4 protein-coding genes and 1 pseudogene are annotated in these 7,794 nt (G+C 74.3%); 3 read left to right on the top strand and 2 right to left on the bottom strand.

Annotated features, from left to right (window positions below; all coding sequences use genetic code 11):
- The 3 genes and pseudogenes from VF289_RS04330 to VF289_RS04320 all read left to right on the top strand — a co-directional run.
- Positions 1–399 (top strand): annotated as a pseudogene (locus VF289_RS04330) (gfo/Idh/MocA family oxidoreductase); the annotation flags it as partial.
- Positions 396–1,658, top strand: coding sequence for a Gfo/Idh/MocA family oxidoreductase (locus tag VF289_RS04325; RefSeq protein WP_330881437.1), 1,263 nt, complete (start codon positions 396–398; stop codon positions 1,656–1,658). The pseudogene VF289_RS04330 and the gene VF289_RS04325, both read left to right, overlap by 4 nt.
- A gap of 75 nt (positions 1,659–1,733) precedes the next feature.
- Positions 1,734–4,370, top strand: a complete 2,637-nt coding sequence (locus tag VF289_RS04320) for a glycosyl hydrolase (RefSeq protein WP_330881435.1) — start codon at positions 1,734–1,736, stop codon at positions 4,368–4,370.
- 18 nt (positions 4,371–4,388) lie between these two features.
- Here the strand turns inward: VF289_RS04320 and VF289_RS04315 are convergent, their stop codons facing one another.
- On the bottom strand, positions 4,389–5,333 hold the full coding sequence (locus VF289_RS04315) for a hypothetical protein (protein ID WP_330881433.1): 945 nt from the start codon (positions 5,331–5,333) through the stop codon (positions 4,389–4,391).
- 69 nt (positions 5,334–5,402) lie between these two features.
- The gene (locus VF289_RS04310; protein WP_330881431.1) at positions 5,403–7,733 is read right to left on the bottom strand and encodes an alpha-L-rhamnosidase; all 2,331 of its coding nucleotides are present in this window, start codon (positions 7,731–7,733) and stop codon (positions 5,403–5,405) included.
- Positions 7,734–7,794: the final 61 nt, after the last annotated feature.

Here is a 7,794-nt window from a genome sequence, read left to right as displayed (position 1 = left end):
GAGACCGACGCGGAGTCGTCTGCCCATCTGGACCCGAGCGCCGTCGCCGTCACCACGGCCGACGCCGGGGTGCGGGAGCGCGGGGAGCGGCTGGTCGTGCAGACCCACTTCGCCCCGGCCCGCGAGGTGGAGATCCCCGAGGGCGTCGGCGGGCACGGCGGCGGCGACGCGCTGCTGCTGCGCGACGTGTTCGTCGGTCCGACGCAGGAGGAGCTGGACGGACTGGCGCGCCCCTCCGACCACCGCGACGGGATGCGCGCGATCGCCGTCGGGATCTGCGGCAACGTGTCCCTGGAGACCGGCGGGCCGGTCGACGTCCGCTCCACCCTCGGGATCGATCTGGCCCGTGAGCCGCGCGGGTCCGCCCCGCTGGCCCCGGCCGAGGAGGTGCCTGCATGAGCAACCCGGCACCGGCACCGGCGCCGGCACCGGCCCGCGCCCCGGACCGCTCGCCCGAGGTCCAGGGATCCGGCCCCGTCCGCATCGCGCTGATCGGAACCCGCGGCTTCGGAGCAGTGCACCTGCAGCGCCTCGCCCGCCTCGCCGCGGAGGGCACCGCGCGCCTGGTCGGGGTGGTCGACGTCGCCGATCCCCCCGAGGAGCTGCGCGGGATTCACCATCGCTCCCTCGCGGATCTGCTCGCCGCGACCGGGGAGCAGGACCGCCCGGAGATCGTCGCCGTCGCCACCCCGATCGGCACCCATCTGCCGCTGGCCACCGAGGCGCTCGCCGCCGGGATCGACGTCTACCTCGAGAAGCCGCCGGTCCCGGCGCTGTCCGACCACTGGACGCTGTGCGAGGCGGCCCGGGCCGCCGGCCGCAGCGTGCAGGTCGGCTTCCAGGCGCGCGGCGGGGCAGGCGTGGACCTGCTCGCGCAGGAGGCCGCCGAGGGCGCCCTCGGGGAGATCACCTCCGTGCGCGTGCACGGCGCCTGGCAGCGCGATCGCGCCTACTACCACCGCTCCGCATGGGCGGGCAGGCGCCAGCTGGACGGCCGCCGGGTGGCCGACGGCGTGGCCACCAACCCCCTCGCCCACGGCGTCCACGCCGGCCTGCTCGCCGCCGGGATCCGAGAGGTCTCCGACATCGCCTCGATCACCACCGAGCTGCGCCGCGCCCACGACATCGAGGCCGACGACACCACCTTCCTGCGGATCGATCCGGCCGGGGACCTCCCGCCGGTGACCTGCGCACTGACCACCGCAGCCCCCGACCAGCTCGCCCCCTGGATCGAGGTCGTCGGCGCCGCGGGCACCCATCGGCTGTTCTACACCGAGGACCGCTCCGTGCGCACCACCGCCGACGGGACGAGGGAGGAGCTCGTGCACGCACGGGTCGACCTCATGGAGAACCTCATGGCCCATGTGCGGGACCGCTCGGTCCCGCTGCTCTCCTCGCTCGAGAGCACCGGTGTGTTCACCGCGGTGCTCGAGGCGATCCAGTCCGTCCCCGATCCGCTGCCGATCACGGCCGACGAGGTCGACTGGCAGGGCGAGGGGGAGCAGGCGCATCCGGTCATCCGCGGGATCGGGGGAGCCCTGCAGGCGGCGCTCGAGACCGGGCGGCCCTTCAGCGAGCTCGGCGTGCCCTGGGCGCGCACGGACGCCGTCCATACCTGGGCCCCGCCACAGGAACCGGCACCCGCCCCCACCGGCTGATCCCGCCCCCGCCGGTTGATCCCGCCTCCGCCGGCTGATCCCGCCCGGCGCCGCCCTCCCCGCAGGAGCACGCTCATGCACACCGTCTCGCAGGTCCGCGACGCCCTGACCCGCCCGGAGCCGGCGGCCCGGCCGATGATGCGCTGGTGGTGGTTCGGGCCCGACGTCGACCGCGCGGAGATCGACCGTGAACTGGCCGCCATGGCCGCAGCCGGCATCGGCGGGGCCGAGGTGGCGCTGGTCCACCCGTTGCGACCGGGCGCTCCGCACTACCTCTCCGACGAGGTGAAGGGACATCTCCGCCACGCCGCCGAGAGCGCCCGCGAGCTGGGCCTGCGCCTGGATCTGACCCTCGGCAGCGGCTGGTCCTACGGCGGTGCGCACATCGGCCCCGAACATGCCGCCCGCCGACTGCGCTGGCAGCGGCGCGACCTCGGACCGGAGGCGCTCGAGTGGCCCCTGCACCCGTCGTGGCCGGGGGACGAGCTGGTCTCCGTGCACCTGGGCGAGGGCCTCCCGCCGACGGGCTGGACGCGCCTGGAGACGGCGGGAGGTCGGCTCCGGATCCCGGCCGGTCGCGGTCCCCGCACCGTGCTGATCGCCTGGTCGGAGGTCACCGGACAGCAGGTCAAGCGCGCGGCGGCCGGGGCCGAGGGACCGGTGGTCGACCATCTCTCCGCCGCGGCGGTGCGCCATCACCTGGACGTGGTGGGCGGGGCCCTGCTCGAGGCCGTGCCCGCCCACCTGCTGGGATCCGTGTTCAGCGACAGCCTCGAGGTGTACGGCGCGGGCTGGACCGCCGAGCTGCCCGCCCGCTTCCGGGAGCGACGAGGGTATGACCTGCTGCCGCTGCTGCACCTGCTGGAGGTCGACGGCCCGGGTGCCGAGGACCTGCGGGAGGACTATGGCCGCACCCTCTCGGAGCTGGTCGAGGACGGGTTCGTGGGCACCTGCCGGGACTGGGCCGAGGTGCACGGGGTGCGCTTCCGCCTGCAGGGCTACGGCCAGCCCCCGATCACGCTCGGCGCCCAGCGCGGCGCCCATCTCATCGAGGGGGAGGGAGCGGGCTGGACGGCGCTGACCCAGTCCCGCTGGGCGTCGTCGGCCGCGCATCTGGACCGCCGCGAGGTGGTCTCCAGCGAGGTGTGGACCTGGGTGCACTCCCCGTCCTTCCGGGCCGGCCCGCTGGACCTGCTCGGGGAGGCCCACGAGCACCTGCTGCTGGGCATCACCCAGTTCGTGGGGCACGGCTGGCCGTACACCGCGCCCGACGTGCCGGGCCTGGGGTGGACGTTCTACGCGGCGGGCGCGCTCGATGACCGCAACGCCTGGTGGCCGGCGATGCCCGAGCTCACCGCCCACCTCACCCGACTGTGCGCCGCCCTGCGCCTCGGGGAGCCGGGAGCGGACGTCGCCCTGTATCTGCCCTATGGGGACGTGCGCGCCGCGCGGGGCACCGGGCACGACCTGTGGAGCGCCTGCCGCACCCACATCGGGGAGGAGCTGCCCGCAGTGATCCGCCGTGCGGGGTACGACCTCGACCTGATCGACGACGACGTGCTCGAGCAGCTCGACCCGGCCGCGTATCCGGTGGTGGTGCTGCCGTGGGTGCGGCGTCTCCCAGAGCGGACCGCGCACTGGCTGGACCGGGTGCGGCAGGCGGGCGGGACCGTGCTCTCGGTCGGCTCCCCGGGATACGCAGCGGGGGAGCCGGTGGCGATGGAGCCCGCGCACGGGGACGCCGAAGCCCTGGGTGACCACGCGACCCTGTCGATGGCGGCTGCGCAGGCGACGGAGGTCCCCGCGGGCCCGCTCGAGGAGGCGCTGCGAGGGGTCCTCGCCCCGCCGCTCGCGCTCACGGGCGACGGCGGCGAGGTGGGCACGGTGCGCCGGAGACTGGCCGACGGCGACCTGTACCTGCTGGTCAACACGGGGCCGGCGGTTCGGGAGATCCAGGTGGCACTGCGTGAGTCGCGTGCCGGGCTGTCCCTCCACGACCCGGCCGAGGGCGCCTTCCGGGCGCTCCCGTCCCACGGCGCGCCCCTGGTCCTGCACCCGTACCAGGCGCTCGTGCTGCTCGCGACGGACCACGCCGTCCCCGCGGACCACGCCGTCCCCGCGGAGGGCTCCGACCGCGCACTCCAGGGTCACCATCACGAGCCGGTCGAGTCCGCCCCGCTCGTGCTGGACGGGCCCTGGACTGTCTGCCGGCCCGGCGAGACGCCGCAGCCCGTCCGTCTCCCGCACCTGCTGCGCGGCGCCGAGGCCGCTGATGTGCGCTCGCTGCTGTACGAGACGACCGTGACGCTCGACGAGGAGAGCGCGCGCGGCCGCCTCTGCCTGGACCTCGGCGAGGGCAGGACCCCGGCGCGGCCGGACGGCGGCAGCGGGTACCGGGCGCTGCTCGAAGCGCCGGTGCGGGAGATCGCCGTGGTCGAGGTGGAGGACGAGGAGGTGGGTGTGCTGTGGAGGCCGCCGTTCCGGGTCGACCTCACCGGTCGCCTGCGCGCCGGCACCACCCGTCTGCGGCTGCGGGTCCATGGCACCTCCGCCGCGGCCGCTGCCGACCCTCAGCACGCCGCGCTCGCCGCGGAGCAGGTCGCACTCGCGCACGAGACCTACGGGGAGCGCTTCCAGATGCAGGAGCTGGAGAGGATGCTCGACGGCGTCGCGACCGGGCTGGGAGCGGTCCCCGTGCTGCGGCGCGGTTGAGCTCCGGAGACGGTCGCCTCAGGAGGCTGCGGCGCCGGACTCGGCGGTGCGCAGCCGCCGTCCGGCGCGTCCGCGCACGAGCGCCAGCACGGCCGTATGGGCCAGCATCACCGCAGCGGCGGCTGCTCCGCCGCCGACGATGAGGAACGTGACCACGCCGGACCCGTAGTGGGAGGTCCACAGCGAGCTGAGCCCCGGCATCGTGGGCGAGAGGGCTGCGGCCGAGGCGAGCAGGAGCAGCAGAGCAGGCACCACCAGGGCGTAGGGCGAGACGCCGGAGGCGGCGGCGCTCAGCCACACCAGCAGCGCGCCGGCGAGGACCAGCACGAGAGCGAGGGGTGCGACCTGTGTGTCGAAGGTCCGCATCGCCCAGGCCGTGCCGGCACCGAGACCTCCGAGCGCCATCCCCGTCCCGGCCAGCAGCACCAGTGGGAGCAGCACCAGCCCGGCGATCGCCGCGACCAGCGGTGCCCGGGGACGCCGTCGGGCGATCACGAGCGCGAGTCCGAGCCCGCCCATGAGCGGGTGCAGGATCAGCGGGAGCCCGTGGACGAGACCGTCCAGGACCTCGAAGGGGAGGATGTCACCGGTGAGGCGGTACACCTGCATCAGGAGTGCGGGAACGGCGGAAAGGATGACGCTTGCCAGCCCCATCGCTCCCACGAGCACGAGGCCTGCCGAGCTGACGATCCCCGTCGCCACGACGCTCACCAGCAGGAGCAGGCCCAGCCCCGTCCCGAGGAGCACGGCGGCGCCCACCGGGGAGGCGAGCAGACCGCCGAAGGAGGCCTCCGATCCCGTCGTCGCCCGGTACTGCAGCCACGAAGTGCCGCCGTAGGAGAGCAGCGCGCTCGCGATCGGGGTGACCAGCAGGGCGTACACGGCGGTGAGCACCCGCGCGACGAGGCCCGAGCCGGGACGGGCGCCACCGACGCGCGAGATCTGCGATGGTTCCGTGGTCACGATGTCCTCCAGTGGTCCGTCGCCCTCGAGGGGCTCTCGCAGAGAGCATAGGCCGCACGGAGGTCCCGGTCAGGGGAAGACGTGCCGTCCTGGGCTGAGCACGCGCGCGGTCCCGTCGGGCAGGACCAGGTCCGCCTCGGCGCCCTCGGGGATCGTCGCCTCCCCCCGCAGCCCGTCGGCCGTCGACTCCCACGAGACCTCGATCCGTCCGACGGTCGAGTCGTAGGCCCCCTTCGCCCAGTCGATGCCGGGGCCCGGGGTGGGCTGGAGGAGGATCCGCCGGTAGCCGGGCTCGGCGGCCCGGATCCCGAGGACCACCTGGTAGACCCAGTCGGCGACGGCGCCGAGTGCGTAATGGTTGAAGCTCGTCATCTCGCCGGGGTTGATCGCACCGTCCGGGAGCATCGAGTCCCAGCGCTCCCAGATCGTGGTCGCTCCCCTCGAGACCGGATAGAGCCAGGAGGGGCAGCCCTCCTCGAGCAGCAGGCGGTAGGCGTCCTCGACGTGGCCCGTCTCGGAGAGCGCCCAGGTGATGAACGGGGTCCCCGCGAAGCCGGTGGAGACCCGGTAGTCCGCCTCACGGACGAGCTCCGCGAGCCGCTGCGCGGCCTTGTCCCGCAGGGCGGGCTCGAGCAGGTCGAAGGCGATCGCGAGCGAGTACACAGTGGTGCAGTCCGAGGTGATCGTGCCGTCCTCGTGGACGTACGCCTCGGTGAAGGCCGTGAGTGTCCGGTCGGCGAGGTCCTGCCAGCGACGGGCGCCCTCCTCCTCACCGATCAGGCGGGCGGTCTCAGCCGTGAAGCGGGCTGAACGGACCAGGCAGGCTGTGGCCACGACGGCCTTGTCGGCCTTCGCGTCGGCGGCCGCCTCCGGCGGGGCGTCCGGATCCAGCCAGTCGCCGAACTGGAATCCCTGGTCCCACAGTCCGCTCGGGGAGAGCGCGCGTTCGACGGACTCCAGGTGGAGGACCATGCCGGGGTAGTGCAGGCGCAGCCGGTCCAGGTCGCCGTAGGCGTTCCATAGTGCTTCGGGGACCCACACGGCGGCGTCGCCCCAGATCGCGGTGGGGGTGCCCCATCCCTCGGGGGAGGCCGCCCGGGACTCCTGGCCGTCGCCCAGCTTGAGCAGATCCGGCACCACGAAGGGCACGTGCCCCGCGGGATTCAGTGCTGCCTCGGCCGCGACGTCCAGCAGCCAGGTGTGGAGGAAGTCGTCCACGTCGAACTGGTAGGCGGCGGTCGCGGCGTAGGCGGCGATGTCCCCGGTCCAGCCGAGGCGCTCGTCGCGCTGCGGGCAGTCGGTGGGCACGGCGAGGAAGTTCCCGCGCTGCGACCAGATCGAGTTGCTGATCAGCTGGTTCACTCCCTCATGGGAGGACTCGAACCAGCCGTTGCGGCGGAGATCGGAGTGGACGACCACGGCCTCGATGTCCGCGACGGTGAGCTCTCCGGGCCAGCCGGTGACCTCCGCGTAGCGGAAGCCGTGGAAGGTGGAGGTGGGCTCGAAGGTCTCTCCGTCCGGGTCGCCCGCGAGGATGAGCGAGTCGGTGGCCTTCGCGCTGCGCAGGGGGCGGGTGCCGAGCTCCTCGTGCTCGAGCACCTCGGCGTGGCGCAGGGTGATCGTGGTGCCGGCGGGCCCGGTGACCGTGAAGCGCAGCCAGCCCACCAGGTTCTGCCCGAAGTCCAGCAGGGTCTTCCCCGAGGGCGAGGTCCAGATCCTGGTGGGGCGCCGGGTCTCCTGACGGCGGATCATCGGCGAGCTCTGCTCGACGAGGGTCGCGCGGTCGAGGTCGACCACCCGGACCGGCTGCTCCTCGCCGGGGCCGAGCCGACGGTCCTCGTGCTGGCCGTGGTAGATGTTCGCCTCGAGGACGACGCCCGGACGGGCGGTCCACGTCTCGTCCGTGACGATGCGCTGGGTGCGGCCGTCCTCGAAGGTGATCTCGAGAGCGGCGAGCGCGGAGATGTCCTCGCCGTAGTCGACGCCGCCGGCGAAGCCGAGCGAGCCGCGCCACCACCCGTCGCCGAGATGGATCTCCAGAGGCAGCGACCCGGTGGCGGCCGCGGTGCGCACCTGCTCGGTGACCTCGTACCTCTGGACCTGCAGCTGCGTCTCGTAGGTGGTCCACCCCGGGGCGAGGACGGCGTCGCCCACGGGGGCGCCGCCGATGCGCGCCTCGTACACGCCGTGGGCGGTCGCGATCAGCTCGGCGCGGGCGATGCGGCCCGCCTCCGGGGTCGCCTCCCGCACCAGGACCAGGGCGCGCAGGGAGCGGTCCTGGGCGGTGATGGCCGCGGCGTCCGCGAGCTCCTCGGCGCAGGCGGTGTGTCCGGGGGGAGCAGAGGGTTGCGCGGAGGGCGTGGCGGGATGTGCGGCGGATCCAGCAGGGGAGCGGGTCACGGGGGTCCTCGTCCTCGGGGTGCGCGATCGGCCGACGGGCGTCGGGCCGGGGTGACAGCAG

The sequence above is a fragment of the Brachybacterium sp. genome (assembly GCF_036379615.1).
Classification (GTDB): Bacteria; Actinomycetota; Actinomycetes; order Actinomycetales; family Dermabacteraceae; genus Brachybacterium.
Note: the sequence above shows the minus strand (reverse complement) of the source record. Positions and strands in the feature narration are given on the sequence as shown.

Coding starts and splice junctions, on each gene's coding strand:
- VF289_RS04325 (WP_330881437.1), top strand. CDS start 396: ATGAGCAACCCGGCACCGGCACCGGCGCCGGCACCGGCCCGCGCCCCG.
- VF289_RS04320 (WP_330881435.1), top strand. CDS start 1,734: ATGCACACCGTCTCGCAGGTCCGCGACGCCCTGACCCGCCCGGAGCCG.